This window comes from Nguyenibacter sp. L1 (assembly GCF_035199985.1).
GTDB classification, from domain to species: domain Bacteria; phylum Pseudomonadota; class Alphaproteobacteria; order Acetobacterales; family Acetobacteraceae; genus Gluconacetobacter; species Gluconacetobacter vanlangensis.
On sequence record NZ_CP127015.1, the window covers coordinates 1,696,655 to 1,720,940 of the forward strand.

The following is a 24,286-nucleotide window of genomic DNA, read 5'->3' on the forward strand; positions in this document are numbered from 1 at the left end:
TGATCCTTGGACTGCTGCGTGGAATCCGATGATCGCCTCATGCGCGTCCTCGTTCTTTGCTTGATCCGCTCTATCCACCGCTGATAGAATGCGTTTCAGACCCGCTCCCAAGCTGCCACGACTAAATGTAGGGGCAGCTTGCGTAGCAGAGGATCGAGCACCAACCTCGCCCCGCGCATCGGGTCGCCCATCTTCCCATCCTGTGAGCAGCCACGTTTTTTCCGTCTTCGTCCGGGAAAAGAACCGCCGTTACGCCCTCATGTTCGCTGGATCCCTGCTGGACGGCGGCGATCGCGATGATTCCGGAAAGTCTCGCTGCCGGACGAAATCCTCGATCGCGTTTGGGCTGCTCCTTCCCCCGAACGGCCCCCATCGAAAGATTCTTCAACTCACCCGCAAAAAGCGATCGACGCGGACAGAACATTTCCGTTCGACCCGCTGAACGTCAGCGTCTGCATGGTCCCCCGGGAGGCCGCGCTGAAATTATAGAAGGTCGCGTTATTGGAGGCGTTCGCGCCCTGCTGCACGACATTGGACAAGCCCGATGTCGCGCTCTGGTATGCAATCGCGTTCCCCGATCCGTACATGCCGTAATAGGCGCATCCGGCGGGCGCGAATGTCGGGGCGGTTTCCGGGTTCCCGGAATAGTTCGTCCCTTCCGTGACATACATGTTTCGAAGCCCGGAAACCTCCACAAGCTCGATGTCGTAGTTTCCCGATGTTCCGTTGACCGTGATGGATGTCTGCGCACTCGTCACCGGCGCGGCCATGACGACGAACGACACCGCCGACAGGCTGCTCCTGTCCAGGAACACCGTCTGGCTTCCATTGAAGTTCGGCGCGGCGCTGCCCCCATATCCGATCGCCACGACGGTATTCCCCACGGTCGTGGCTTGCGGCATCGTAACCGTTATGCTGCCGGACGACGATCGGCCATAGGCCCGCTGCACCTCCGTCGGCGCGACGCTTCCCCCGCCCGGCGGCGCGGCCCATGTCCCGTCGGCGCGCAGGTAATTCGCCGTGCCGCCGCCGCTGGCCGGCACCGCGCCCGACAGGCCGGCGGTAAAAGGCTGCATCAGCGCGGTCAGTTGCGCGGCGCTCAGCGCACCGGGCGCGGCGCTGCCGCCACCGACATTGCCCAGCACGCTGTCATTGGCGATCGCCCCCAGCGACAGCGTCACCATGCCGGACGTACCGCCCCCCGCCAGCCCCGTGCCGGCCGTCACGCCCGTCAGGGTCGCGGGATTGCCGTCGCTGGTCCCGCAGGAAAACATCCCCGTCGCCGGCACATAGTTCAGGTGGTTGCCCCCGCTGTCGGGACAGGCCGGCAATTCCCCATGCCCGACCGGCCCCACGATCTGCGCGCGGGCGGGAACGGCCGGCACCAGGCCGGCCAGGATCAGCAGGATCGACAGGATCGTCTTCATTCCGAATACCATTGCGTTGTCGTGTTCTGCCAGAAGGTCGCGCCCCCGCCGGCCGGGATCGTGACGGGCGCGTTCGCCGCCCCCGCGTCGATCGCCCCGCCCGACGGCGGATAGACCAGCAGCGCCGCCGCCCCCCGGTTCAGCACCTTCTGCCAGGTGCCGGCCGGGCCGGCCGTCAGCACCGCCCCCGTCCCGGCCGCCACGGTGGTGAACATGTTGACGTCCGCCGCCAGCACGGCGGCCGAGCCCTGGGTGGTGCCGGCAGCGGTCAGCGACCCGGCGAAGCTCTGCGGCGGCGGCGCCCAGGCCTGCCACGCCCCGTCCCAGGCATAGACCTGCCCGACATCGGCCGCGTAATAAAACCCCAGGCACCCGCTGGGGATATTCAGCGACGCCGGACGATCCGCCGCCGTGCCGTATCCGAAATAATCGGTGATCAGCGTGCTATGTCCCATCAGATCGGCACCCCGATTGCCTGCCCCGTCGGATCGGACAGAATCCCGATCGGGGCGATATCGCCATTGACCAGCGGCAGCACGCCGCCCGTCCCCCCGCCGCCCGCCACCCAGCCCTGGGCGGTGCCGGCGCCGGACTGCTTCGACCACAGCGCCCCGGCCGGGCCGCCATCGCGCTGCAGGTACAGATCGCCGATCCACCCCACCACCAGCCCGGCCGGCGCGCCGAACCCGTCGATCACCCGCGCGCCATGATGCAGCACCACGATGTCGGCCACCCGCGACCCCGGCGCCGGCAATGCCGCGCGCAGCGGCCTGGGCGGCACGGGTGGCGGCGGCACGGGCGGCGGCATCCCGGGCGCCCCCCGGCCCGGCCGCGGCACCGCCGCCAGCATCGCCAGCAGCCGCGCCGCATTCACCGGGCCGGCCGCCGCCCCGCTGGGCCCGGCAGGCGGAAACGACGCCGGCAGCGTGACGGCAACCGGCCCCTCGGCCGGAATGCTGGCCACCGGCACGCCCAGCGCCTCGGCGATCACCTCGACATTGCGCGCGGTCGCCTGCCCGGCATCGCCCAGCCGCGACAGGAACTGATAGGCCGCCAGGGTCAGCCCCAGCGTGCCGGCGGTGACGAACGGGCGGTCCCCGGTCGGCAGGGTCTGGCGCGGTGCGGACGGCATCACTCCATCCCCGATTCGGTGTCCAGGTAGAACCCGATCAGGTTGCGCCGCACCGGGTCCGTCACCTGCAGCCGCAGCACCCGCTGCCGCGCCTGGCCCAGCTTCAGCCAGCGCAGCCGCGTCAGATACGCTCCCTGCGCCCCCATCGACCGGCACAGCCGCAGCGCGCTCCAGGTCCGGGCCCCGTCATCCGACCAGTCCAGCATGATCTGCGGATCGGCCCCCGGCGGCGTGTCGGCCGACCCGCCGACCGGCTGCGGATAGGTCCCGCCCGCCGGGTTCGACTGCGCCGGCAGGATCGTCCCCGTCACGTCGAACGCCCCGCCGGTCCCGCCATTCCCGGCGAAGGCCGCCACCGCCGCCCCCGGCGCCACGGTCAGGAAGACCGGCGGCGCCATCCCCAGCACCCGCGATCCGTCCGACCCCAGATATTGCGCGCCCCCCGCGCCGTTCAGGAACAGCGCCCGATTGGCCGGCTGCGACAGGTCGAAGAACCCGCTCGGCGCGGCCAGGAACAGGTCGGCCAGTTGCGCCACGGCAAAGCTCAGCGATCCGAAGCGCGTGCAATATTGCGCGCCCTGCGGATTCGGACAGGCGCCGGCATACGATGCCATGTTCCCGAAAATCACCACCGACGTGCCGTCCAGATAGGCGACGGCATTCGTGTCGGCCCAGGCCCCCAGGGTGAAGCCCGGCCAGTCGGCCGCCGCATAGGCCTCGCCCGAAACCGCCGGGCCAAGCTGCGTCGCCGTGCCGCCGGAATAGTGGAACACCCGCACCGTGTCCCACACGCTGGCATTGCCCCGATTGGCGGCGGCGTCCGACAGCCCGACCAGCAGGAAGGTCACCAGCCAGTCCGAGGAGCCGGGGATCGGCGTCAGGGACGGCTGGCCGACATAGACGTCGGTGCCGCCCGGCTGCCCGGTGGCGATGTAATGATATTCGTCCGCGAACGGGATCTGCGCCGCCCCCGCCTGGTCCACCCAGTTCGCATTGTCGATGCTGTACATCGGCATCGTGCCGGTGAACTGCGTGGCGCCGTTCCCCGCGAAATGCGCGCCGACCAGCGCGTCATAGCTGACCGCCCCCATCGCGATCTTCACCATCGCGCCGTTTGGACAAGCAGGCCCGATCACCGCCTGCAGTTCCGGATTGGCGTTGGTGCCGGCCGTCGCGTTCGCCGCCATGTCGCCGCGGCTGAAATACAAATAATGGTTCGTACCGCCCTGCCCGTCCGGCAGGAAGAACCCGACATTGCCGTTATAGCCCGCCTGGCGCAGCAGGTTGCTGCCCAGTTGCGCCGGATAGCGATATTCGATGACCGGCACCTGGCACGGGCCCCAGCCGGCCGTATTGCCCAGTTCCGGATACAGCCCGTTAAGACCGCCGGAGGCCGCCGCGCCGCCGACGATCTGCGCGATGCTCGGATAGACCATCACCACGCGCGGCACGTTGGGATATTCGATCTGGTAGCACAGGATCGGATCGTCGATCGTCTGGTCGCCGGCCAGGAAGCACTGGTTGGCGCCATAGATCGGCCCGGGACCGTTGACGTAGTAATAGACGAACCCGCGAAAGCGCGGCGCCGCGCCGCTATTGACCTGATACAGCGCGATCCCCTGCCATTGGGCGCCGGACCCCACGCCGGCGGCCAGATACTGGCCCTGCATCAGCACCGATGCGGCATTCAGGACATAACTCGACATGGTCAGCCCCGGCGCCACCGACAGGATGTCGGACTGCACGGTGCCGGACGCCAGGCTCCACGCCACCGCGCCCGCCTGCGACACCGCGTTGACCGCGCCCCCGCCGATCGACAGCATGTTGCCGAACTGGTCGATCTGCACCGACGCATTGTCATATCCGGTGCCGGTGCCCGCGGTGTGGCCGCCGAATTGCGGCGCGGCCAGCACCCCCACCGGATCGGCCGTGCCGTTCGACGGCGCGACGCTCCAGCCCTGGCCGGACGGATTGCCGATCGGCGCCTGCGACGCCCAGTCCAGCGCGGCCGGCGCCAGCGCCGCGCCATTGGCATAAAGCTGGATCGTCCGGCCGGCCGGCGAGACCGACAGCATCAGGTTCACCCAGCCGCCCCACCCGGCATAGTCATAGGACGCCGTCACCACCGGATCGCCCAGCACGTCCGCCGCCCGCACCAGGATCTGCGCCGCCGGCGCCGTCCGGTCATTGACCAGCGTCAGCGAGAATCCCGGCCCGCTCCCGCCCGGCGCATTGCCCAGCACCACCCCGCGCGGCGTCCCGTCATCGGGCAGCAGCACCCACAGGCTGGCCAGCAGGTTGGTCAGCGCCACCGCCATGCCGCCCGGCGCCGCGGCCCGCGCCAACGCCGACGGGGCCGCCAGCATCACCCCGGTGGGCTGGTACGGCACCATGACGGTGGACGAAGCCGCCGGCAGCCCGACCCCGGTTTCCACATCCAGCTCGAAGCGCCGCATGAACACCCGCCGCCGCGCGTCATGGACCGGCGGCGCGGCCAGCAGCCCGCGCATCGTCGCCCCCAGCTCGGTATAGACCGCGAAATTCAGTTGCCCGACCGTGCCGCTCAGCCAGTCGCCGATCAGGATGCGGTCATAGGCCATGATCGCGCCATTGCCGCGCCACCGCCCGATCGAACTGTCGGCGCCGGCCCCGGTCCAGGATTCCCGCTCGTGCCACAGCCCGGTCGCCACGTCATAGACCCAGCTCGCCGGCGCCGAGGGGAACAGCAGATTGACGAATTTATGCCCCTCCAGCGTATAGCTGAAGCAGCGCGCATCGGCCCGCGTGGCATAGGACTGCCACGCCCCCTCGGTCGCATGGGTCGAGATCCGCTCGGGCTGGAATCCGTTCAGCCGGTAGAACATCCCGTCATCGCCCAGGAAGAAGACCGTATTGTCCTCCAGGCACTGCGCATGCGGCCCGGCGATGCCGCGCTGGATGAACGCCCCGTCGAAGCGCTGGAACGGGAAGGTCGGCGGCGCATTGCCCGCGTCGTACCACACCTCGGTCCGCGCCGCGCCGAACAGCAGCAATTGCTCGTGCGTGTTCACGATCGCCAGCAGCGGGTCCGCCGTCGCTTCCTTCGACGCGAACATCGTGCCGTCGAACGGCACCACCGCCCCCTGCGGCGAGAGGAAGAATTCCTGCGTCCCCGACCGGTTGAACACGAAATAGGTGTCGAAATAGACGACGCTGTCCGCCGGATGGAAATTCGGGTCGGTGATCTGCTGCACCCCGCCGGCGACCGAGTACGACCAGCCGGATTCCCCATCCACCCAGACCAGGTCCGTACCGTTGGTGTCCATCGACACCGGCCCCGTCACCCAGGTCGCGCCCAGTTCGACCGACGACCCGTCCGGATCGACCCGATACAGCGCCTGCCCCGACACGACATACAGCACGCCGCCCATCAGGCACATGCCCTGCACCGGGCCCGCGCCGCACTGCGCGAAGGCCACCATCCCCGGGCAGCCCCACACCGGCACCGACGTCTTGGCCCCCTTGGGCGCGAACTCGGCATAGAAATTGACGCAGCGCTGCGCATCCAGCGCCACCGACCGCGCCTGATAGGATTGCGCCGCGAAGGGCACCTGCTGCACCACCATCGCGCGCTACCCCGACCGCCCGGCCGGGCCCATGCCCGCGCCGAACAGCACCGATTGCGGCTCGCGGTCCCAGCCCTGCGCCGTCAGCAGCTTGGCGGCGGCTTCCTGCTTCAGCAGCGCATATTGCCCCGGATTGCCGCCCGGCCTGGCCGACCCGTTATATTCCGGCCACAACTCGGCCGCGAGGTTCCAGCGCAGCGCCGCCAGCCATTCGTCGGGGAAATCCGGCGCCGAGTCCAGGCCGGCGAACGTCGTCAGCGGCCGCTGCGCGGTAAAGCGCAGCGCGCAGCGCGCATCCGACGGCGCCGGCCAGACATTCAGCACCCCCGAGCCCAGTTGCGGGTCATAGAAGAACTGCGTCACCGTGCCCGGCGTCGCCTTGTTCGGCAGGTTGGCGTAATCGATGCGCGACATCGGCACCAGCGGCACCTCGATCGGCTGCGCCCCCTGCGCGGCCAGCACCAGCCGGCGCCCGGCCGGCATGCGCAGCGGCCGGACCAACGCCGCGGCATAGGACGCCGCCATGGCACCCCCCGAAGCCTGCGACGGCAACGGCGCCCCCAGGCTCAGCACCGCGCCCGCCACCGCCGTCACGCTGGTCCAGAACACCGTCCCGGCATCCAGCCACACGCCCAGCGTGCTTCCCGCCGCGATCCCGGCGGCATCGGCCAGCGTCACGCCGGACGCCCCCGCCGCCGCCGTCGCCGCCAGCCAGGTCAGGCCGGTCCCCGCCGTGGCCGCCGCATTGTCCGTCGTCGCCCCGCCGAGCAGATAGCGGATCTGCCCGGGCTGCAGGAACACGGTCACGTCCTCCTCGGCCCAGACATGAATGCCCGAGGCCTGCCAGGCCTGCACCATCGCGTTCAGCGCCGTGAACGCATTCTCCACCAGCCCCAGCCGCGGTACATCCTGCGGCCCCACCGCCCCGCACAGGCGCAGCGCGCCCGCGATCATCTGGTACAGCGGCTGGCCGAACGGATAGGTCGTGGTGCCCTGCGCTTCCACGTCCCATCTCTGAACCACGGCCAGCGCCTCGTCGGCCTGCACCTTCAGCGCCTGCGCGATCTCGGGCGGCGTGCCGTATTCGGCCGACAGTCGCCATGCCAGCGTCAGGCGCAGCGCGTCCAGCCATTCGGGCGGGAAGTCCAGATCATCATTCAGCGTCTGGACGCCCAGAAGCTGCCGCTGGGCCGTGAAATGCACGGTCGCGGTCGCGTCGGCCGGCGCCGGATAGAGGGATATGATCCCGCTATCGACCTGCGGGTCATAGAAGAACTGGACCGGCACCCCCTGCACGGTCTTTCCCGACAGATTGGCGTAATCCAGCCGCGACATCGGGATCAGCGGCGTCTCGGTGCCGGAGGCCGACACCAGCCGCATCCCCACCACGCGGAGAGGACGCGGCGACGCGACGGTGTATTGCGCCTGCCCAACCGTCAGCGCCTGCGTCATCTCGGTCTGCGTCCAGACATGGATGCCGTTGGCCTGCCATCCCTGGATCACGGCATTCAGGGAATAGCGCGCATTCTCCACCTGCCCCCATGTCGGCAGATTCTGAGGCGCGCACCCGCCGCACAACCGCAGCGCGCCCGCGATGATCTGGTAGACCGGCTGAGCGAATGCCGAAGATGTGGTGCCCTCTCCCTCGACGTCCCATTTCTGGACCACGGCGAATTTCTCCGCCGCCATCGCCTTCAGCATCTCGAAGCGCGGGGCCGGGCAGTCATATTCCGGCGCCAGTTCGACGGCGAGCGCGAAGCGCAGCGCCGAGACCCATTCCTGCGGCACGTCCGCGGTGTTCGCGGCATTGGCGACATCCTGCAGCGGCCGCTGGCAGGTGAAGGTCACCGCCGTCAGGCCGTTCGACGGCGCCGGGAACAGGCTCAGCACCCCCGATCCCAGTTGCGGATCGTAGAAATACTGGGCGGGCGGCCCGTTCGGCACGGTCTTTCCCGACAGGTTGGCGTAATCCAGCCGCGACATCGGGATCAGCGGCGTCTCCGCCCCGGTCGCCAGCGTCACCGCCCGCGCGCCGATCACGCGCAGCGGCCGCGCGAAGGGCGCCGCATAGGCCACGACCTGCGCCCCGGCGCTGGCCTGCGACGGCAGCGCGCCGGTCAGCGTGACCGACGATCCGGCCACCGACGCGATGGCGGACCAGAACACCGCCCCGTCATCCAGCGCCACCCCGATCGTATCGCCCACCGTCAGGCCGGCCGCCGACACCACCGGCAGAACGGCCGCACCCGCCGCCGCACCGGCGCTGCTCCGGGTCGCGGCATAGGTCTCGGATGCATGGTCCGTGCCGGCCACGCCGATCGCATAGCGCGCCTGCCCCGGCTGCAGGAACACGGTCGCCTCGGTCTGGGTCCAGACATGCACGCCCGAAACCTGCCACGCCTTGATCAGCCCGTTCAGCGCATCCAGCGCGTCCTGGAATTCATTGTCCGGCGGCGTCTCCCCGCTGGCGATCGCCCCGATCAGCCGCAGCGCGCCGTTGACGATCGAAACCGTGCCGGGGTTCCAGCCTGCCGTGCCGCTCGTCGTCATGCCGCCCCCGGCCAGTTCAGCGCCGCCCCGGGCGCGCTCAGATCCAGCACCAGGTTCTGCGGCGGGTCGCCCAGCATGCCCGCCGCGCCAGGCAGCGGCGCGGCCAGCGTGACCGAAGCCCCGGCCACCGAGGCCACCTGCGCCGTCACGTTCACCCCGCTATCCAGCATGATCTGCAGCCAGTCCCCCGGGCCGATCCCCGCCGCCGACTGCACCACAATCACGCGCGCCCCGGCCTGCGCCGGCGCCGCGATGGTGGTGCCCACCATCATGAAGCGGTTCTCCTGCCGCGGCCGCGCCAGATCCACCGTCTGGTCGTCGGCGATCCCCACCGCGAAATCCTGCGGCTGCTGCGGCTCCCACCTTGCGCGGTCCACCACCGCCTGGCCGGTCTGCCCGCCCGGAATGGTCCGCGTCTTCGACCGCCGCACCTTGAAGCCCGACAGGTCGTCCAGCACGTAATGATCGCCGGGATTGTAATACCAGGGCTCGCTCACCCCATCCTCCCGTCAGAATTGTGGAACACCCTTGATCATCTCGAGATCGATCGTGAACGTGGCATTCGCCGCCGCCCCGATCGTGCTCAACAGGATCGACCCCGTCGCCCCCGCCGCCCGCGGATTGGGAATGCCCTGGAAACGCCGGAAATCGAGATGCCCGAACCCCGACAGCGTCACCAGGTCCACCGGCTCGGTCCCGTCCCATTGCAGCCGCACCGCCATGTCATGAACGTCATAGACGATACGGACCAGTTTCAGATGCACGCCCGGCACCTGCCCCCGCACGGCAAAGGCCGGGCTCTGCGCATCGACGATCTTCACCGCGCTCAGCCCCGTCCCGTCGCTGACATCCGTCAGCCGCACGATCAGGTTGCGCGGACCATTCGCGATTACCTGCGTGGTCGTTACGTCGGCCATCGTCCGTCCCCCCGCTGCCCGCGCCTACGCCGCGCCGGGCGTGATGCAGACGATGGCATAGGTTTCGCCCGATGCCGGCGTGACCGGCGCCGCCGTCACGTTGGCGAACGTCACCCCCACGCTGCCCGCGCCCGCCACCCGCATGCCGACGATCCCCAGCCCCGCCTGGGCGCCGGGCTTGTTGACCGCCAGCACGACGTCCCCGGCCGCGACGCCCGGCACCGGCAGCATCTGCTCGGCCGTGCTGTTCGCCGCCACGGCGCCCAGCACCGGCACGACCGCATAGAACGTCAGCGCCGCGACCCGCGACACCGCCCCGATCTGGATCCCGGCCGCCGCCGCGATCCCTTCTGGAAAATTCGTCGGATTCCACTCGGACATGTCACATCTTCCCCTTCATCCCGCCGAAGCGCGGCGGCCGGGTCCTGCCGGCCGCCGCCCAACCCGTTCAGCCGCCCCGCGTCTCCTTGCGCACGCGCGGCGTCCGCCGCCCCGGCGCCACCTTCGCGGGCGGCTTTGCGGGCGGTTTTTCAGGCGACGAGGCCACGCCATGATAATGATGGTGCACATGCACCTCGCCCACGCGCGGCGCGGTTTTCATGCGGGCGACGGAATTTTTTCGTTCGGACATGATACGGCCTTTCGTTTTTCAGATCCGGGGCTTTGCCCCGGACCGCGATTCGTTCAGACGCCGGGCGTTCCGTACAGGCCGCGCCAATCCGCCCAATAGCCGGAATAGCGCTCGTAACAGGCCGCCTTGGCGTTCTTGGTGTCGAAATCGTTGTCCTGATCGAAGGAAATCGGGTCGCGCTCGAAATAGGTCAGCGAATTCGGCACGTTGGTGCGGATGAACCACGCCGTCTGGCTGGTGAAGTAATGGTTCAGCTTGACCCCTTCGGGGAACGCGTTGGTCGCACGCAGCACGTTGATCGCATTGTTCGCCGTATCGTTCTGCAGCACCGAATTGCACACCCGGTTCGCCTCGAACCACAGTGCCGACGGCACGTTCAGCGTGCGCGGCAGCGCCGAGATCCGCATGCCGCGATTATTCTGGCATTGCATGATCTGGATGGTCAGGTCCTCGATCGCCGCTTCCGACAGGTCCGCCGCCGTCGCCAGCAGGTTGGACTGCATGCCCGACAAGGTCGGGTGCAGGTTCGAAATCAGCGACGCCCCGTCCCCGCCGGGGGCCGAGGCCGAGAAGGCCATGTTATAGATCCCGGCCAGCACGTTCTCCTTCGTCTGGCGCATCGAGAACGCCAGTTGCGCCGCCCGCCGCTTGGACACGGTCTCGTACAGATTGTCGCGCAGCTCTTCATAGGTCACGATATAGCCCAGCGCATAGGCCACATGCGTGAACCGGCTGACCGATCCCTGCGATTCCACGTCGTAATAGATCTGCTGCCCCTGCGGCTTCACCGGCGCCAGGCCGAATCCGGTGATCTCGACCTCTTCCTCATACGCCTTGTCCGAGGTCTGCCTGTCGAACAGATCCAGATATTCCACGCGATGTTCGTCATAGCTGCGCCCCCACCAGGCCTTGATGCCCGGCCACAGCGCCTTCGGATGCGCGCCTGTCGTAATGACGGCCATGATACAGCCTCCTCAGATACCGGTGGTGCTGGTGATCGCATGCAGATTGATGCGGCACAGCCACTTGGCGTTCGCACCGATCGCATTGTCGATCGACTGATAGGCCCGCAGGATCCGCATCTGCCCGCCGGCCGCCGTGCCAAGGCTGCTCGATTGCAGTTGCCAGCCCGACAGGCTGGACACGGTCGACCCGGCCCCGGCCACCAGGCTGGCGTTGCTCGACGCCGCCCCGGCCGGCAGCGCCCCGCCGACCGAATCCTCCTGCACGGCAAAGACCAGGTTCGGATCGTCCGCGACGTAGATATAGGCCGCCTGCCCCGCCGGCAGGTACGGCGTCTGGTTCTGCAACACGGGCAGCACCGTCTCGCCGGCATTATTGGCGATGCCCTGCATCACCCCGGTGATCGGGCCCGACGCCCCGGCGGCGGCGATCCCCACCGCCGGCACGCCGCTGGCATCGGCGGCGCCGCCCAGCGCCAGCACCGGATCGCCCAGGAACAGGGGCGTCGCGTTGGACGCGGGCACGTAATAGACCTGCACCCCGCCGCCATAGGGCGCGCCGGACGCATAGGCCATCGGCCGCAGGCCGAATGGAGAATTGGCATTCATCTGGCAGAACCTCTGCAGGATTGAAAGGACGGCCCGCTGTAGGGCCGGTCGTCATTGCCTGGTCTGCCTGAACCGGCCCGGCGCCATCCTGGCGCGCCGAACCGGATATGATGCGGGGCGTCCCCCGTCTTGCATCACGTCTTGCATCACGTCTTGCATCACGTCCGGCGTCACGTCTTGCGTTACGCCTTGCCTCACGCCCGCCTCAGCGCCGTTCCTCGCGAATGGAAATGCCCATGTCGCGCGGCACATATTGCGCGTTGCGGTCCGCGCCGGTCGGCCCGCCGGGCACGCGTCCCTCGCGAATCTGGGCCATCAGGTCCTGGTGGCCCGCTTCCTGCGCCGCCATGTCCTCTCGATACCATTCGACCGGGACCTCCATCAAGTACGCAATCAGCGGACCGCCCCCGCGCGCGACACCCACCGTCATGCACACGGGTTTTCCCGAATCGTCCATCACCTGGGCATAGCCCGCGTCCTGGGCGCGCGCGATGCGTCCCGGCTCGTCGTTGAACCAGTGCCGGTGATATCCCTCCCGGTCGGGGTAGGCCAGTTTCTGCTCGCGCAGGCCGAACGGCCGGCGCGACGGCGCGCGGCGCCCCCGGGCCGCGACGGCCGCGCGCGCCGTCTCCTGCTGCGGCATCTTTCCGCCCTTCTCGTCGCTCATGCTTCGTTCTCCCAGTAATATCCGGCCCATTCCTCCTTGGTCAGCGGCTTGCCCTTGCCCGACAGGGCACGAGCATAGCGGTCATATTCCCGCTTGACCTCGGGCGGCAGCGCCTCGAACCCGCGCGGGTTCGCGCCCCTCCCCGCCTCGCCGCGCGACGGGCTGACCGCGGCCGGCGTCTCGCGCCGCCGGTTCTCGAACAGCGCGGGATGCAATTGCCGTATCTTGCGCCGCGTGATCTCCAGCCGCTCCGCCAGGCTCAGCCCCGCATGCTGCCGGTCCACCGCCGACTGGATCGCAATCGCATCCTGCCGCGCCTCGTCATGCGTGCCGAACCAGGGATTCGCCTGAAGAAAGGCCAGGATTTCGGGGGCCGGTGCAGCCTGTGCCTGCGGGGCCGCCCCTCCCTCCGCCGGCACGGGCGCCGCGCGCGGCGGCGCGCTCTCGCGCAGATCCTGCAATTCCCGGTCGGCGGCGGCGAACGCCCCGGTATCCCCGCTGGCCACCGCCGCCTGCCGCCGCGCCTCGATATCGCGCACCGCACGCTGATAGGCGCGCTCGTCCGCCCGCCGCGTCCGTTCCGTCAGGTCCGCCAGCGCCTTCTGGCTGTCGCGCAACTGCGCCTGCATGCTGGCATAGCGCCCGTCCAGCGCGCGATATTGCTGCTGCAGGACCGGCAGAAGATTCATCCCCCGATCCAGAAAATCCTGTGCCGGACGCCATTTTTCCACATCGCCGCGAAATTCCCCACGCGGCAGCCAGCCCATGCGCCGCGCCTGGGCCTCGATCTCATCCGTCGCGGATGCCGCCGGCCCGCCGTCCTCGCCCGCGCCGCCTTCCGGGATGTCTCCAGCCGGCCCGCCACCCGCCGGCGTGCCGTCACCCGGCATATCCCGAACCGACGGGGTCTCGTCCGCCCTGTCCGCATCCCGCATCCCGTCACGCTCCAGCATGCGCCATCTCCTTTCCGTCCTGTTCCATATTCCCCACGGCGGCGGCCACGCCGATCGCGGCGATGCAGCGCTGCGACATCAGCCGGTACAGCCGCCCATCCTCGCCGCGCAGCAACTGCCCGGCATAACGTTCGAAATAGACCCGGTCCCCCGGCGCGGGGATGCGCCCCACCCATTGCCGCGTGCCGTCGTCGTTCCAGCGAAAGGCCGCCGGCCCCACCGCGATCACCGTGCCGTGCTCGGCGGCCAGGGTCTGGCGCTCGACATAGCCGGCGGGCAGTTGCACCGCGCCGCTGGTCATCTCTGCATGCACGTCGGCCAGCACCAATATCTTGTCGTCCAGCGGCACATAGCCAGCCCGGTTCACCCCATCCCAATCCGACATCACATATTCCTGCTGGTCGAATTTCAAAATCCGCCCCTCACGCATCGCCTGCCTCCCGTCCATAGAACGCCATCATCGCCTCCCAGCGCAGTTCCGCGATCTCCGCCGCCACCGCGGCCCGCCCCCGTGCCTCGTGCTCCTCCGCCAGCACGATCGTCCCGGCCCGCCACTGCTCCAGCATCCGCTGCGCGACGCTATCGCGGTAATCCATCAGGAACAGCAGCACCGCCCGCGTCACCGGATGGTGGCGCCACATCCGGAACGCGTCCTCCGTCAGGTCGCCCAGCATCTCCAGCCGCCGCGCCCGCAAATCCCGCGCCGCTTCCGGCATCTGGTCCGCCCGCTCGGTCATCACCTCCCTCCTCCTCCGAAATCTCGCGCGCCATCCGCGCGATCTCCTGCACGTCGCGCAGCGCCTGCCCGTCGGCCCGCCGCGCCTGCGCCAGGTGCAGCACCGCATCCGCCAGCGCCGCGACCCGCTGCGCCTGCTGCTGCCCCGCGCGGATCTCCATGTCCCCGGCCTCGCGCCGCGCCCGCAATTGCAGCTCCGCCAGCCGCGCCATCGCCTCGGCGTCCGGCGCCGGCGCGTCGCGCAGCACGTGCTCCACCTCGCCGATCGCGGCGGCGGCAAAGGCCCGCCTGCGGATCTCGCGCCCGTCGCACCAGGGATCGTCCTTGAATCCCAGCAGGAAATTCGCCCGCGCCATCTGCTGCATGTCGGTCACGATCTCGGGGTCCGAGACCGGTTCCACCCCGCCGCCCTGCGCGTAATCCGCCCGCCCGACCCGGAAATAGGACGCGCTGATCCGAAACCCCACCTCGTCGGGCAGATAGATCCGGTTCAGCCGGTGCAGCTTGCGAAATTCCTGTCCCAGCGCGCGATGAATCCGCTTGAAGATGGCGCTGAACACTTTCAGTCCCTGCTGGATCACCGCCAGGCCCAGAATCCCCGGCACGTTGCTGCCCGGCATCGCGCCCGACAGCACGTCCTTGACCGACGCGATCTCCCGTCCGGCATCGACCAGAAACCCCAGCAACTGAAACAGGACCGGATTCGGGCCGGGAAATTGCAGCGGCACCAGGTTTTCCCGCAAGGCCGCGCCCGGCGCGTTCACGACCTTGTATTCCCCGACCTGAAAGCGCACCGCCCCGCCATTCAGCGACATCCCCGATCCCACGAACCCGCCCCCGGCATTGGCCAGGTGCGCGGCGTCGAACATCTGGTTCAGGCTGGTATTCACCGCCGCGTTCAGCGGATGCAGCAGCGCGCCGAATCCGATGTCGTAGATCGCGGAATCCGGCGACGGAATAAACGAATATTTCGTGTAATACCCGATCGCGTCGATCCGGCGTACCCGGTGGTCGTCGCGGCCGAACATCACCCCCTCGCGGTCGAACCCCGCGACGATCCGCGCCAGCCGGCCGGAATCCCGCGCGATCGTCACGATATAGGGTTCGGCATACCCGTCCCCGTCCAGGTCCAGCCGCCGGTGCTGTTCCAGGAACGTCACCGGCGCGTCCCCGTCCTCGCCCGCATCATGGTTGGCGCCATACTCCGCGTCCAGGAACAGTCCGGCGCGGATCCGCTCCTCGACCTCCCACGGATACAGGTCGATCTCCTCGGTGATGCGCGGCGCCGTGGCGAAGGATTTCGCCCGGTAGTCGATGCACAGGCGCAGCGGGTCCACGGTCTCGCTGACATTGCGCTGCAGCGCCGGGTCGAAATAGGTCTTGCGGAACATCGTGCCGACGATGGACAGTTGCAGCAGCAGCGTGTCGGTCTGCTCCTCCCAGTCCGGCATCTCGTCCAGCAATTGCCAGCTCATGTGCCGGCCGATCGCATCCGCCCGCGTCCGCTTCGCCCCCGGCGGCACCAGCCACAGCGGCGCGCCGTCCGGGCCGCGCAGCACCTGCCCCGGCCGCGACGGATCGCGCAGGGGCACGCCGGAATCGTCGCCCAGCACCGTGCCCCGCACCACGTCCCGGTCGCGCACGATCCCCGGATAGGCCCGGGCCGCAAACTGCACCGCCGCATTGGCCAGCAGCGGATAGATCACGTTCGATGCCCCCGGCCAGGGATAGGTCTTGGGCTCGCTCACCTGCCGCGCCAGGTCCAGCCAGCGATGGCAGCTCTCCTTCCACGCCGCGCGGCTCTCCTCGTCGGCGCGATAATCCCGCGCCACCCGGTCTGCCACCTGCCCGCACGTCACCTCGTCCAGTTCCACGGCGATGTTCGGGCTGTCGATCCACCGCGCCAAACGATGCGCCAGCGCCATGTCCGGCATGTCGGACAGAGGTCCCCCGGCCCGTCCCCCGGCCCGTCCCAGGGCCCGTCCTCATCTATCGTCCCGCTCATCGCCCCGCCGCTCCGGCCGAGAATTCGCCGCATACATGCTCGGGCACCACCGGCGGAAAGGTGGCGAATGGCTGCGGCGCCAGTTGCCCCGCGCGCGGCGCGCCCTGCGGCACCAGCACCACCGTCACCTGCGGCGGAAAACGCCGGCAGACGATATCCATTCCCTCGACGCCATGATGGCGGCACTGGCGGCACGTCCGCCGCGCCGGGCCCAGATGGGCCGGAATCACCAATCCTGCCATGTCAATATCCCGTAATGTCCGACCGTGTCCGGTCATCCGGCGCCGGCGGGCCGTCTCCCGCCGCACCGTCCCCACCCGCCCCGTCCGCCCCGCGCAGGCCGGGGCCGAACAACCGCGTCGCGGCGTATTGCAGCGCGTCCGTCACATGCGACCAGCGGTTCTTCTCCGGCCGGTCGGCATAGCGCTCGCCGCCGACCCGCATGCGCCGATACTGGTATCCCCCCATCAGCGCCCGGCGCAGGACTGCGCAGCGCGGATGCAGCACGAATCCGGGCTCCGCCCCGTCCAGCAGGGTCCGCAGCGGCCGCCGCACGCTCTCCAGACGGATCGCCGGGCCCTGCATTCCCGCCTCGATCGCGATCCCCTGCGCATGCAGGATCTCGAAACAGGTCCGCTCGTCGGTCTGCGCCCGCTGCATGCCCGCCGGATCGCCGACGTCGACAAAGCGCGTATGCGGAAAATGCTGCGCCGAATGCCGCGCCACCCGTTCGGCGAACCGCGCGACCCCCATCGCCGTCGCCACCAGCTCGTCCACCACGATCCACTGCCCCGACGGCAGCAACTGGCTGAACACGCAGGCCGGCGTCAGCCCGAAATCCCAGCCGCGATAGACCGGCAGGCCCGGCACCGTGCGGCACGCCCGGCAATGGAAGCTATCGCTGTATTCGCCGAAAACCGGCCGCCCCTCCATGACGAATCCATAATCCCCGTCGATATAGACCTTGATCCATTCGTCGCTTTTCCCGACCGCCAGCCGCTGGTAATAGGCCGGCGGCAAATTCTCCAGGTTCTCCGCCTGCGCCGAGCGTCCCCCCGGCTGCTTGAAGATCCGCGCGAACCGCGCGACCGTCATGTCCGGCACGATCCCGGCCATCGCCGCCACCGCCGGCCCATGGTCCTTTTCCTCGAAGAACCGGTACCAGTCCGATTCCGCGTCGGGCGGGTTCGTGTCCATCAGCACGCCCGACCAGCTCGCCCCGCCGTCGCGCCGCGCCGGATAGCGCCCGACACGCCCCTGCACCGCCTCGATGATCGCCCACGGCACCTCGCGCGCCTCGTTCACCCACGCACCCGTCAGCTCCAGCGACAGCAGGTTGCCGACCTGGTCCGGCCGGTCCAGCGCCCGGAACAGCAATTCGATCTCCGCCGGCGCCTCGTCTCCCTCCGCCACCATCCGGTCGATGACATAGGAATGCTCGGTCGGCTTCCACCGCCCGAACCGCGCGGGCGGAAACCATTGGTGCACCGTGCGGATGGTCGTATCCTCCAATTGGCGGTACGAATTGCGGATCACCGCCCAGCGCGTGCGCCGCACCCCGTCCGGCCCTGGCGCCTGCCGCAGCCCCCGCACCACGATATCCCAGACGCAGCCCGAACTTTTCCCCGACCCGAACGGCCCCATCAGCCCCCGGATGAACGCATCCGATTCCATGAAGCGCCGGATCGTCGGCACCGATTCCCGGTTATAGGTCAGCGCCGCCATGCCGGCCGCCCGCGCCACCCCTATCGCCGCGGCCCCGGGCTCCCGCCATGCGGCCCGTGATCGGCCGCCGGCGTCGATGCCATCCGCCCGCCGCGCGGCGCGCCGTGGCACGGCACCGCCCGCGCCGTATCCTCCAGCATCTTCGCCCCCGCATCCGCCCCCACATCCGCCCCTGCGTCCGCCGCTGCGTCCCCCCGCGCACCCGGCGCGCCACGCCTGCCGCTCACCCGCGCCAGGGGAACCACGCCGAACGCCCCGTCCTCGTCCGGCACGCGCCCGGTTTCCGCCATCTGCTTGTGCTGTCGCATACGCGCAACTCCCCCTTCACGGCCGCGCCATTGCGCGGCCCATGTCAAGAAAACCGATTATTTTACCGTCAAATGGTCAAAGGGCGCGCTTCAGCGCACCACCACCGTAAACAATGCCGGCGGATCGGCCGGCCTGCCGTCCCGGCCCAGATGCTGCCGCACGTCCTTCAACATCCCCAGATGCCGCGCCAGAAGATCCAGGCTCGGCGTCCGCGGCGCCAGGCGCACGGTAAAATGCCCCGCCTTGTCCCACGACCAGCCCAGCACCGCGCAGCGCACGTCCTCCGGCAGGCGCGCCACGTCCTCCGGCCCGTCCAGCCTGTGCGCCGCGATCACCCCCACGTCATAGAAGGCCAGGCGCATCAGTTCGGTAATCACCCGATCCTGACTGACCTGTACCCGGTCCAGCCGCGCCGCCTTGCCTTGCGCGATCGCCGCCTTCACCCGCGCTTCGCCCAGCAGCCGCGGCCCGTACCGGTCGGCCGCCTTCGGGTCGTAGCCCGCCCGGATCGCCGCCCGGGTCGCATTCAGGTCGATCAGATATTCCGCGACGAACCGCTCCTGCCGCGGCGTCAGCCCACGCCTGTCGCCCGCCTTCGGCATCCCGCACCCCCTGCGAAAATTCCCGTTACCGACACTATAGAGTTCAAAACGGGATGCCGGATATCCTTATTCTCGAATCGCGAAGGGCGCGGCGGGCCGGACGGCCCCGTCCGCCGTGATCGGGCCGGGACGGCCCAGGAAATAGCCCTGCGCCTCGGTGCATCCCTCGACATCCAGGATGTCGAGCTGCACACGCGTCTCCACCCCTTCCGCCAGCACCGGAATGTTCAGGCTGCGCCCCAGCGCCAGGATGGCGCGCAGGATCGCCTTGGATTCCGGCGTGTGCTCCACCTCGGTCATGAAGCTGCGGTCCAGCTTGATCTTGTCGAACGGAAAGGTCCGCAGCGTATCCAGCGACGAATACCCCACCCCGAAATCGTCGATCGCGATCGACACGCCCAGCGCCTTGATCTGCCGCAGGGTGCGCAACGACCGAACCTTGTCCGTCACGATGGCGGTCTCGGTCATCTCCAGCTCCAGCCGGCGCGGGTCCAGCCCGGTCTCCACCAGGATGGCGCCGACATGCGCCGCCAGATGCTCGTCCCCCAGTTGCACGGCCGAGAGATTGACCGCGATCTTGTAGGGCCGGGTCCAGCTCGCGGCCTCGCGGCACGCCGCGCGCAGCACCCATTCCCCGATCGGCACGATCGCCCCGCATTCCTCGGCCAGCGGGATGAACCGCATCGGCGGCACCAGGCCCCAGTCCGGATGCCGCCAGCGCAGCAGCACCTCGAATCCCGTCACTTCGCCGCTCGACACGTTCCGCTGCACCTGGAAATCCAGATGGAACTGCTCGCGCTCCACCGCTTCCCACAACGCGGCGGCCAGCGCGCGCCGGCTGCGCGCGGCCTCGTCCATCTCGGCCTCGTAGAAGCAGATCCGCTCGCGCAACGCCGCCTTGGCCCGATACATCGCCAGGTCGGCATTGCCCATCAGCGCCTCGGCCGTCCGGGCATCCTGCGGAAACAGCGACACGCCGATGCTGGCATCCGGCCGCAGTTCGAAGCCGTCCAGCGCGATCGGCTGCGACAGGCAATCCTCCAGCCGGCCGATAAAACCGTGCAGTTCGGCAATGTCGTCGAACCGCTTGGCCGCCGCGAATTCGTCGCCGCCCAGCCGCGCCACCAGTTCGTCAACCGCCCGCACGCCGCGGATCCGCTCGGCCAGGATCACCAGCACCCGGTCGCCCACCGCATGGCCGCGCTGGTCGTTGATCTCCTTGAACTTGTCCAGGTCGATGCCGATCACCGCCAGCCGCGCCCCGTCGCGCTCGGCCAGCGCCAGCTCGCGCCGCAGCGCCTCGTTGAACCGCGCCCGGTTCGCCAGCCCGGTCAACCCGTCATGATGCGCCAGATAGGCGATGCGCGCCTCGGCCCGCAGGCGCTCGGTCACGTCCTCATAGGTCGCGACCCAGCCGCCATCCTCCATCCGCCGCACGGTCACCTGGACCGCCATCTCCTCTCCCAGGCGCAGTTGCAACTGCCCGCCCTGCCCCTGTTCCTGGCCCTTTTCCTGGCCCTGCTGCAGCAGCGCCATATGCCGCGCATGGGCGTCCTCCACCCACCGCCGCCGCTCCGCCTCGGGCAGGCCCAACCGTGCATGGATCGCCTCCAGCAGCGCGCCATGGTCCATGCCCGGCCGCATGTCCCGCTCCGCCAGGCCGAACAGCGCGGCACAGCGCCCGTTGGCCAGCACCAGCCGCCCGTCCGCCCCGAACAGGCACAGGCCCTGCGACATGTTCTCCAGCGCGATGTCCAGATTGCGCGTCACCCGCGCGATCCGGTCGGCATCCTCCTTCCCCCTGGTCTGGTCGCGGGTGATCGTCGCAAAGCCGATCAGCCCGCCCTCCTCGTCCCGCACCGGGTCCAGCGTCACCGACGCCCAGAACGCCGTCCCATCCTTGCGATAGCGCCATCCCTCCCGCGCCACCGCTCCGGCACGGGCCTCGGCCAGCATGCGCCGCGGCACGCCTTCCGCCCGCTCCGCGTCCGAATGGAACTGCGCGAAATCCCGTCCCAGGATCTCCGCGGCCGCATAGCCTTTCAGCCGCTGCGCCCCGACATTCCACGTGCTGACCCGCCCCAGCGGGTCCAGCATGAAGATCGCGTGGTCCCGCACCCCTTCGACCAGCAGCCGGAATCCCAGGTCGCTCCGCCAGACCGCGCGCTCGGCCCGCAGGGCGAAGAACGCCGCCGCCGCCCCGACCGACAGCAGCGCCAGCGCCGCGGCCCCGATCACCAGGATCATGACCGTCGGCGATGCCGCCGGCCTGTGCGCCGCCATCGCCATGTCCATGCCCGGCATGGCCCGCATCGTGACGGCGCCCATGGCGGTGAAATGCAGCCCCGCGATCGACAGGGCCAGCAGCGCGGCCGGCATCACCCGTCCCAGCGGCGTATCGCCCGCGCGCCGCTGGGACACGAACGCCGCGACCGACAACACCCCCCCGACCAGCAGCGACGCCGCCACCAGCCGGGGGTTCCAGCACATCATTCCGGGAACGCGCACGGCGGACATGCCCAGGAAATGCATCGCCGCGACGCCCAGGGCGAACATCGTCCCCGCCGCGACGCCGCCCGCCAGATGGCCGCCCCGCGTCTCCGCAGCCCCCGCCGTGGTCCCTGCCGCACCCCGCGCCATCGTCCGCGCCGAGATGCTGACCGCGATACCGGTCGCCAGCACGGCAATCAGCAGCGACGCCAGGGTCGGCCCCAGCATGAAGGACAGCGCCATGCCCGGACGATAGGCCAGCATCGCGATGAAATGCGTGGCCCAGATCCCGAACCCGCCGGCAATCCCCGCCGCCCCGATCCAGATCGTCCGCCCCAGGCCGGCGCCCCGCCGCGCCCGATGCAGCAGCATCATGGCGGCATAGCAGCTCGCCAGGCACAGCAGCACCGCCAGGCCCGTCCCGAACACTTCATGTTTCAGAACGACACAAGTCAGGATCCGCGACATCGAACGCCCCAAGTCAAGGCACCGCCATGCCCGCCATCCCCCGCCGGCGCGAAACGGACCGGCACCGCGCGGGAAGATCGAGGCACGCCCAGGCTTCAGGATACGAAACAGTCTCGTATCGTACCTCGCAATATCGCGTCCGCCCCGCTTGCGCCAGTGTGGGCGCCGCTCCGGATCAGCACTCGGCCCGGCAGACCGGACACAGCCGCAGAAACGGCGACGGCGCCTGGAACCCCACCCGGCAATTCAGGCAGGACCGGTCGATCAGGGCCGGCGGCGGGGGCCTGCGCTCCCGCGCCCGCTGCGGCGCCCGCCTGCGATAGCTCAGCCGGTCGCGCAGGGTCTGCGCCTGCATCTCCAGCACCCTGGCCACCTGCACGATGCGCATGCCCTCGGCCAGCATCGCATCCACCTGCGGATCGATCCGCTGCCAATCATATTTCGACGGTCTCATGCCCCCTCCCGGCGTGATGGGACCGTCCTGCCGCCGCTCCGCCGCCGCCATGGCCCGCGCGGCCTCCAGATAGGCCGCGACGCGCGCGCGGGTCGCCCGGCGCACCTCGCGCCCGGCCCGCACTTCATGGACGAAACGCGGATCATTCACCGCCCGCAGCCCGAAGGCGCTGGCCGACAGGCCGCTTTCGCCCAGAAACGCCTCGATCACCCCCAATAGGGGATCAAGAGGATCGGAAACAGGATCATCCCTCATGGATAGGCAAATTAATAGGATATTTCCTGCCGATCAAGCGGCAATTTCCTATTGGGAATTCCCTATTTGCAGCGCCATAATAGGCACATGCCGATCCTCACCCCCTCCCGTTATGCCCTGCTCCGGCTGATCGCCAAGGCGGGCAGCAATCTGAAGGCGGAATCCCTCGCGCTGGGCCGCAACCACGCCTATCTGCAGCAATATATCCACAAGGGCACGCCCCAGAAGCTGCCCGAGGACGTGCGCGACGCGCTGGGCCGCCGTTTCGGGGTCAGCCCCAACATCTTCCGCGAGGACACCGACCCGAACTGGGAACCGCCCGATCCCGCGCTCCTGCCAGGCACCGGCCATGCGCACGACGCCGGCGCGGCCGCGTCGGCCGGCCGCCCCCGCTTCGCCACCCCGCACACCCCGCTGGCGCCGCCGCTCGGTTATGCACCGTTCCATCCGGCGACGCGCCCCTTCGCGCCTGTCGACATCTCCGCCGCGGACATGTCCCCCAAACGGGCATCGGCCCCCGATCGGAATCAGGACCGGGATCGGGATCAGGACGCGCCGTCCCGCGACGGCCAGTTCCGCATCCCCGAATACAACGTGGCGCCACAGGCGGGTCCCGGTGCCATGCCCGCCCATATCGCGACCGAGGACGGCCCCCAGCCCACCGACCATTGGTCACTGCCGCGCCGCTTCCTCAGCGCCCACACCGACAATCCCGAGGCGCTGGTGGTGCTGCGGGTCGCCGGCGACAGCATGGAACCCGACTACCAGGCCGGCGAACGCGTGCTGGTCGATACCGCGCACCGCACGCCCTCGCCGCCCGGGGTCTACGTGCTGTGGGACGGGTTCGGGCTGGTGCTGAAGCGGCTGGAAATCGAATATGGCTCGGACGATCCCGTCACCGTGCGGATCATGAGCATCAATCCCGCCTACCCGACCTATACCCGCTCGCTGGACGAGGTCCATATCAACGGCCGCGTGGTCGGGAAATGGGTCTGGAAATGACCCCCCTGCTCTTGCCCCAACTCTTGCCCCAACTCTTGCCACGATCCTGTCGCCAGACTGAACAGGCGGGGCCCGGAAACCCGGAGATCCAGGAAGCCCCGATCCCATCAGGAGGAACCCGATGACCCTGCTCCGACCCGCCTGCCTGCTGCTGGCGCTGGCCACGCTCGCCGGCTGCGTCTATGAACGCCCGCCCTATCGCGGCTGGCATCACGGCTATTATAACGGCCATTATGGCTGGTACGACGAACGCGGCGGCTGGCGCGGCGATTATCGTTATCGCTGACCCATCCATCCCTTGAACCGAGAATCCCGGCCCAGGCCAGCCGCCGGGATTCTCCACCCGGTTGCTCCTTCATGCCCATTGCGATCCTGCCCGGCCTCACGCTGCCCGATTCCGAGGTCACGGTCAGCTATATCCTCGCCTCGGGACCGGGCGGGCAGAACGTGAACAAGGTCGCCACCGCCGCCCAGCTCCGGTTCGACGCCGCCCGCTCGGCGGCGCTGCCCGAACGCGTCCGCACCCGCCTGCTCGAACTGGCCGGCAGCCGCGCGACCCAGGACGGCGTCATCGTCATCACCGCCCGGCGCTTCCGTACCCAGTTGCGCAACCGGCAGGACGCGATCGAGCGTCTGGCCGAACTGATCCGCCAGGCCGCCCACCGCCCCGCTTTCCGCGTCGCCACCCGCCCCGGCCGCGCCGCGCGCGAACGCAGGCTGCAAGGCAAGGCCCACCGCGCCGGCATCAAGCGCACCCGCGCCACCCACTACGACGAGTAGGCTTGCG

The 24,286-nt window shown here is 69.4% G+C and carries 25 protein-coding genes; 3 read left to right on the forward strand and 22 right to left on the reverse strand.

The window, feature by feature from the left end; genetic code table 11:
* Positions 1-389 precede the first annotated feature (389 nt).
* From QN315_RS07730 to QN315_RS07835, 22 genes are all read right to left on the reverse strand, one after another.
* Entirely contained in the window at positions 390-1,427 is a 1,038-nt protein-coding gene (locus QN315_RS07730) for a hypothetical protein (RefSeq protein ID WP_323992697.1), read from the reverse strand.
* Entirely contained in the window at positions 1,424-1,882 is a 459-nt protein-coding gene (locus tag QN315_RS07735) for a hypothetical protein (RefSeq protein ID WP_323992698.1), read from the reverse strand. Before QN315_RS07735 ends, QN315_RS07730 begins: the two co-directional genes overlap by 4 nt.
* A complete protein-coding gene (locus QN315_RS07740) occupies positions 1,882-2,559 on the reverse strand; it encodes a hypothetical protein (protein ID WP_323992700.1) in 678 nt (225 codons plus the stop codon). Before QN315_RS07740 ends, QN315_RS07735 begins: the two co-directional genes overlap by 1 nt.
* Complete coding sequence (locus QN315_RS07745) at positions 2,559-6,164, reverse strand: hypothetical protein (RefSeq protein ID WP_323992702.1); 3,606 nt, start codon at positions 6,162-6,164, stop codon at positions 2,559-2,561. The genes QN315_RS07740 and QN315_RS07745 overlap by 1 nt, the downstream gene beginning before the upstream one ends.
* A 6-nt stretch (positions 6,165-6,170) precedes the next feature.
* The gene (locus QN315_RS07750) at positions 6,171-8,714 is read right to left on the reverse strand and encodes a hypothetical protein (protein WP_323992704.1); all 2,544 of its coding nucleotides are present in this window, start codon (positions 8,712-8,714) and stop codon (positions 6,171-6,173) included.
* Positions 8,711-9,211 carry a hypothetical protein gene (locus QN315_RS07755; RefSeq protein ID WP_323992705.1) on the reverse strand — a complete coding sequence of 167 codons (501 nt, stop codon included), beginning with the start codon at positions 9,209-9,211 and terminating at the stop codon, positions 8,711-8,713. Before QN315_RS07755 ends, QN315_RS07750 begins: the two co-directional genes overlap by 4 nt.
* A gap of 12 nt (positions 9,212-9,223) precedes the next feature.
* The gene (locus tag QN315_RS07760) at positions 9,224-9,631 is read right to left on the reverse strand and encodes a hypothetical protein (protein WP_323992708.1); all 408 of its coding nucleotides are present in this window, start codon (positions 9,629-9,631) and stop codon (positions 9,224-9,226) included.
* A 24-nt stretch (positions 9,632-9,655) separates the two neighbouring features.
* On the reverse strand, positions 9,656-10,012 hold the full coding sequence (locus QN315_RS07765) for a hypothetical protein (protein ID WP_323992710.1): 357 nt from the start codon (positions 10,010-10,012) through the stop codon (positions 9,656-9,658).
* Between the two features lie 67 nt (positions 10,013-10,079).
* The gene (locus tag QN315_RS07770) at positions 10,080-10,262 is read right to left on the reverse strand and encodes a hypothetical protein (protein WP_323992712.1); all 183 of its coding nucleotides are present in this window, start codon (positions 10,260-10,262) and stop codon (positions 10,080-10,082) included.
* Positions 10,263-10,315: 53 nt separating this feature from the next.
* Entirely contained in the window at positions 10,316-11,224 is a 909-nt protein-coding gene (locus QN315_RS07775) for a hypothetical protein (protein ID WP_323992714.1), read from the reverse strand.
* Between the two features lie 12 nt (positions 11,225-11,236).
* A complete protein-coding gene (locus QN315_RS07780) occupies positions 11,237-11,833 on the reverse strand; it encodes a hypothetical protein (protein ID WP_323992716.1) in 597 nt (198 codons plus the stop codon).
* Positions 11,834-12,038: 205 nt separating this feature from the next.
* Positions 12,039-12,500, reverse strand: coding sequence for a hypothetical protein (locus QN315_RS07785; protein ID WP_323992718.1), 462 nt, complete (start codon positions 12,498-12,500; stop codon positions 12,039-12,041).
* On the reverse strand, positions 12,497-13,453 hold the full coding sequence (locus QN315_RS07790) for a hypothetical protein (RefSeq protein WP_323992720.1): 957 nt from the start codon (positions 13,451-13,453) through the stop codon (positions 12,497-12,499). The genes QN315_RS07785 and QN315_RS07790 overlap by 4 nt, the downstream gene beginning before the upstream one ends.
* Entirely contained in the window at positions 13,440-13,901 is a 462-nt protein-coding gene (locus tag QN315_RS07795; protein WP_323992722.1) for a co-chaperone GroES, read from the reverse strand. Before QN315_RS07795 ends, QN315_RS07790 begins: the two co-directional genes overlap by 14 nt.
* Positions 13,876-14,094, reverse strand: a complete 219-nt coding sequence (locus QN315_RS07800) for a hypothetical protein (RefSeq protein WP_323992724.1) — start codon at positions 14,092-14,094, stop codon at positions 13,876-13,878. The genes QN315_RS07795 and QN315_RS07800 overlap by 26 nt, the downstream gene beginning before the upstream one ends.
* A complete protein-coding gene (locus QN315_RS07805; RefSeq protein WP_323992726.1) occupies positions 14,033-16,123 on the reverse strand; it encodes a co-chaperone GroES in 2,091 nt (696 codons plus the stop codon). Before QN315_RS07805 ends, QN315_RS07800 begins: the two co-directional genes overlap by 62 nt.
* A 67-nt stretch (positions 16,124-16,190) precedes the next feature.
* Positions 16,191-16,436: a hypothetical protein gene (locus QN315_RS07810; RefSeq protein WP_176641887.1), complete on the reverse strand. Its 246-nt coding sequence runs from the start codon at positions 16,434-16,436 to the stop codon at positions 16,191-16,193.
* A gap of 1 nt (position 16,437) precedes the next feature.
* On the reverse strand, positions 16,438-17,937 hold the full coding sequence (locus QN315_RS07815) for a hypothetical protein (RefSeq protein WP_323992728.1): 1,500 nt from the start codon (positions 17,935-17,937) through the stop codon (positions 16,438-16,440).
* A 2-nt stretch (positions 17,938-17,939) separates the two neighbouring features.
* Positions 17,940-18,227, reverse strand: a complete 288-nt coding sequence (locus QN315_RS07820; RefSeq protein WP_323992730.1) for a hypothetical protein — start codon at positions 18,225-18,227, stop codon at positions 17,940-17,942.
* A 90-nt stretch (positions 18,228-18,317) separates the two neighbouring features.
* Positions 18,318-18,830 carry a terminase small subunit gene (locus tag QN315_RS07825; RefSeq protein WP_176640824.1) on the reverse strand — a complete coding sequence of 171 codons (513 nt, stop codon included), beginning with the start codon at positions 18,828-18,830 and terminating at the stop codon, positions 18,318-18,320.
* Between the two features lie 66 nt (positions 18,831-18,896).
* Positions 18,897-21,788 carry an EAL domain-containing protein gene (locus QN315_RS07830; protein WP_323992732.1) on the reverse strand — a complete coding sequence of 964 codons (2,892 nt, stop codon included), beginning with the start codon at positions 21,786-21,788 and terminating at the stop codon, positions 18,897-18,899.
* 175 nt (positions 21,789-21,963) lie between these two features.
* Complete coding sequence (locus QN315_RS07835) at positions 21,964-22,497, reverse strand: hypothetical protein (RefSeq protein WP_323992734.1); 534 nt, start codon at positions 22,495-22,497, stop codon at positions 21,964-21,966.
* 87 nt (positions 22,498-22,584) lie between these two features.
* On the opposite strand from QN315_RS07835, the gene QN315_RS07840 reads away from it, so the two are divergent.
* The 3 genes from QN315_RS07840 to arfB all read left to right on the forward strand — a co-directional run bounded on the left by QN315_RS07840 (position 22,585) and on the right by arfB (position 24,279).
* A complete protein-coding gene (locus QN315_RS07840; protein WP_323992736.1) occupies positions 22,585-23,499 on the forward strand; it encodes a S24 family peptidase in 915 nt (304 codons plus the stop codon).
* A 121-nt stretch (positions 23,500-23,620) separates the two neighbouring features.
* Positions 23,621-23,785: a hypothetical protein gene (locus QN315_RS07845; RefSeq protein ID WP_176641574.1), complete on the forward strand. Its 165-nt coding sequence runs from the start codon at positions 23,621-23,623 to the stop codon at positions 23,783-23,785.
* A gap of 71 nt (positions 23,786-23,856) precedes the next feature.
* On the forward strand, positions 23,857-24,279 hold the full coding sequence (arfB, locus tag QN315_RS07850) for an alternative ribosome rescue aminoacyl-tRNA hydrolase ArfB (protein WP_323992738.1): 423 nt from the start codon (positions 23,857-23,859) through the stop codon (positions 24,277-24,279).
* Positions 24,280-24,286 lie beyond the last annotated feature (7 nt).

Coding starts and splice junctions, on each gene's coding strand:
- QN315_RS07835 (WP_323992734.1), bottom strand. CDS start 22,497: ATGAGGGATGATCCTGTTTCCGATCCTCTTGATCCCCTATTGGGGGTG.
- QN315_RS07845 (WP_176641574.1), top strand. CDS start 23,621: ATGACCCTGCTCCGACCCGCCTGCCTGCTGCTGGCGCTGGCCACGCTC.
- QN315_RS07805 (WP_323992726.1), bottom strand. CDS start 16,123: ATGCCGGACATGGCGCTGGCGCATCGTTTGGCGCGGTGGATCGACAGC.
- QN315_RS07760 (WP_323992708.1), bottom strand. CDS start 9,631: ATGGCCGACGTAACGACCACGCAGGTAATCGCGAATGGTCCGCGCAAC.
- QN315_RS07810 (WP_176641887.1), bottom strand. CDS start 16,436: ATGGCAGGATTGGTGATTCCGGCCCATCTGGGCCCGGCGCGGCGGACG.
- QN315_RS07735 (WP_323992698.1), bottom strand. CDS start 1,882: ATGGGACATAGCACGCTGATCACCGATTATTTCGGATACGGCACGGCG.
- QN315_RS07765 (WP_323992710.1), bottom strand. CDS start 10,012: ATGTCCGAGTGGAATCCGACGAATTTTCCAGAAGGGATCGCGGCGGCG.
- QN315_RS07820 (WP_323992730.1), bottom strand. CDS start 18,227: ATGCGACAGCACAAGCAGATGGCGGAAACCGGGCGCGTGCCGGACGAG.
- QN315_RS07775 (WP_323992714.1), bottom strand. CDS start 11,224: ATGGCCGTCATTACGACAGGCGCGCATCCGAAGGCGCTGTGGCCGGGC.
- QN315_RS07825 (WP_176640824.1), bottom strand. CDS start 18,830: ATGCCGAAGGCGGGCGACAGGCGTGGGCTGACGCCGCGGCAGGAGCGG.
- QN315_RS07740 (WP_323992700.1), bottom strand. CDS start 2,559: ATGCCGTCCGCACCGCGCCAGACCCTGCCGACCGGGGACCGCCCGTTC.
- QN315_RS07785 (WP_323992718.1), bottom strand. CDS start 12,500: ATGAGCGACGAGAAGGGCGGAAAGATGCCGCAGCAGGAGACGGCGCGC.
- QN315_RS07800 (WP_323992724.1), bottom strand. CDS start 14,094: ATGTGGCGCCACCATCCGGTGACGCGGGCGGTGCTGCTGTTCCTGATG.
- QN315_RS07730 (WP_323992697.1), bottom strand. CDS start 1,427: ATGAAGACGATCCTGTCGATCCTGCTGATCCTGGCCGGCCTGGTGCCG.
- QN315_RS07770 (WP_323992712.1), bottom strand. CDS start 10,262: ATGTCCGAACGAAAAAATTCCGTCGCCCGCATGAAAACCGCGCCGCGC.
- QN315_RS07745 (WP_323992702.1), bottom strand. CDS start 6,164: ATGGTGGTGCAGCAGGTGCCCTTCGCGGCGCAATCCTATCAGGCGCGG.
- QN315_RS07840 (WP_323992736.1), top strand. CDS start 22,585: ATGCCGATCCTCACCCCCTCCCGTTATGCCCTGCTCCGGCTGATCGCC.
- QN315_RS07795 (WP_323992722.1), bottom strand. CDS start 13,901: ATGGACGGGAGGCAGGCGATGCGTGAGGGGCGGATTTTGAAATTCGAC.
- QN315_RS07780 (WP_323992716.1), bottom strand. CDS start 11,833: ATGAATGCCAATTCTCCATTCGGCCTGCGGCCGATGGCCTATGCGTCC.
- QN315_RS07790 (WP_323992720.1), bottom strand. CDS start 13,453: ATGCTGGAGCGTGACGGGATGCGGGATGCGGACAGGGCGGACGAGACC.
- QN315_RS07750 (WP_323992704.1), bottom strand. CDS start 8,714: ATGACGACGAGCGGCACGGCAGGCTGGAACCCCGGCACGGTTTCGATC.
- arfB (WP_323992738.1), top strand. CDS start 23,857: ATGCCCATTGCGATCCTGCCCGGCCTCACGCTGCCCGATTCCGAGGTC.
- QN315_RS07830 (WP_323992732.1), bottom strand. CDS start 21,788: ATGTCGCGGATCCTGACTTGTGTCGTTCTGAAACATGAAGTGTTCGGG.